This window comes from Yoonia ponticola (genome assembly GCF_014199395.1).
Taxonomy (GTDB): Bacteria; Pseudomonadota; Alphaproteobacteria; order Rhodobacterales; family Rhodobacteraceae; genus Yoonia; species Yoonia ponticola.
Genome location: NZ_JACIJM010000027.1, coordinates 1 through 2,240, shown reverse-complemented (window position 1 = coordinate 2,240; position 2,240 = coordinate 1). Strand labels below are relative to the sequence as shown.

Here is a 2,240-nt window from a genome sequence, read left to right as displayed (position 1 = left end):
GCTGAGATACCGCAGGACATTGAGAAATCGGCGCTGTTCGCGGTGGGTCCCGGCCAAGAGATTGTGGACCTCGTCGATCATGATCATCCGCAGGCCAAGGTCGCGTAAGAGCGCGATGACACGGACTTCGAGGGAAGCCACATTTTGAGCGCGGGCGCTAAGAGCCGTCGCCGGGGCGCCGACGGCGGCCAGGATGTGCAGGTAAAACCGCCGTTCATCAGGTGCGGGCGGCGCTTGCAACAGCAGAAGCGGTGTGCGGGTGATGCCCGACGCCGGATCGTATTCTGGTGCGTACTTGCGCGACAGGTTTCGGGCAATCATCGTCTTTCCGATCCCGGAGGCGCCATGCACAAGAAGCCCAGGCATACGGGTTTGTCGTGGCGCTTCGATCATGCCCTACAAGCGGTCCAACACCTGTTCCGCCCGAGGAAAGCCGATCCAGATATCCGATTGAATGAGGGCGATCCGGCCGTCTTCTTCAGTTGTCCCTGCCCTCAATTCACCATCTCTCCACCTTGAACAATGGGCGCGATGTATCACCCGTATCGATCGGGCGCAGCCCTTCGGTTGTCGAGACGGCCGAGTTCGTGCCCTTCAATGTCCCTTTTCTTTCACGGGTTCTGCGTTCGGCCTTCGTCAGGCCCCGGCTTTCAGCTTCGATCTGGCGTTGCTGTCGGATCAGCTCAGCCAGCACCAGCTCATTAGACCCGGACTTGCCAAGGGCACGGGCCTTCCTCATCGCTTCGCGATATTCCCAGAGCGAGACGGGCGGAATTTCCAGGTTTCTGTACCGCGCCTCAACATACCGGCCATCGTCCAGTTCGACCCAGATCATTGAGATATCGCGAGGATCGTAGCGAACGACCACCTTTCCATCCCCGCGCCCAATGTGGCCTGCAAGGGCATCGGACCAGTACCTTATCTGGAACAGATGGATGCCGTCACGCCTGATCTTGCGCAGTTCACTCGGCAGGAAGCTCACCTGAAAGGCTTCCATCTCGAAGGGGATGTCGCCTGTCATTTGCTCTGAGAGCGCCTCCCATTTGGCAACGGGCGTGCAGCCAAGACTTGAATGAATGCTGTTGTTGTAACGGCAGATTTCCAGAGCAAACCAGCGATCGAATTCGCTCAACGTCATCGTGGCCTTGCTTTCGGCGTCATAGTCGCCCTTTGCCGCGATCGAGGATTGCGTTGTTCCCGGCAACAGGTGAACGGCCCCCATCATGGTGCCGATCAACCGTTCGATGTGACCACCGAAGTGAGGACTTGCTGGCGGTCGATAGACCAGATCGATCCCCCAATCCGCACAGGCCGACCGAAAGGCGCGCGACCGGAAATCGCGACCGTTATCGACGTGGATGCTGTGCGGTTTGCCCTGTGCCGGCCAAGGAACATCGCACGCCAATTCCGCAAGAAGTTCCTCCTTGAGGGCCACCGCCTGTGTCAGGCAAAGCGCCACTGACAGACGCGAAGGTGCCTCGAGAGAGGTGTAATATCCGGTCACCATCCGCGTTGCGACGTCGATCGCCAGCGTGACCCAAGGCCGCCCAATTGGTTTGCGTTCAAAGCCGTCGACAAGAATGATGTCCGCCGGTGTATGATCAATTTGGACGATCTCCAGTGGCATACTGGCCTTGTTCTCACCTGTGACCGGCGCAAATTTCTGGCGGGCCGCCTTTGCGCCCTCTCGTGCCTTCGCAACTTCGCGGGCATCCATCGCATCCAGACGACGCTGAACCGTTCGCCGTGTCGGCGGTTGCAAGCCCTCCTGCCAGCAAGCGCTGCGGATTTCTGTCACGACGCGCGACAAGCTCGAACGCTCCCGGCGCAAGAAATAGCGGCGAAGGTGCTCCTCGATTACCGCTTCGACTTTGCTGGATATTAACATCGTCCCGGTCGGGCGGCCCCGTTTCCGCGGAGCCAGAGCGCTGGTGCGCCCACCCTCTTCCGCCAACCGTTTTATCCAACGCCAGACCGTCGCCCTGCTGACACCAAGCTCCCAAACGGCGTCATTGATGCCACGTTCCAGGCTGCCAGTCCCATTGAGATATGCCTGAACAAGAGGGCGCAGCACCGCGGCCCTGCGCGCCTCTTCAGCACCAACAGCAACGCAGTCTTCGCCATCATCATTCATCGATATTTGCCGCAAATGTCTGTGAACCCTGTCTCAGGTTTAAGGGCAAAAATATCAGAATTAAAGGCAAAATCTCATATTTAAGGGCAAAGCTCAGCCGTTGATT

2 protein-coding genes are annotated in these 2,240 nt (G+C 58.7%); both read right to left on the bottom strand.

The annotated features are described in order from the left end of the window. The coding region (locus FHS72_RS18370) for a TniB family NTP-binding protein (RefSeq protein ID WP_246414886.1) at nt 1-393 on the bottom strand (393 nt) is incomplete at its 3' end. Nucleotides 394-499: 106 nt separating this feature from the next. Next, nucleotides 500-2,134 carry a Mu transposase C-terminal domain-containing protein gene (locus FHS72_RS18365; protein ID WP_028288640.1) on the bottom strand — a complete coding sequence of 545 codons (1,635 nt, stop codon included), beginning with the start codon at nt 2,132-2,134 and terminating at the stop codon, nt 500-502. Nucleotides 2,135-2,240: the final 106 nt, after the last annotated feature.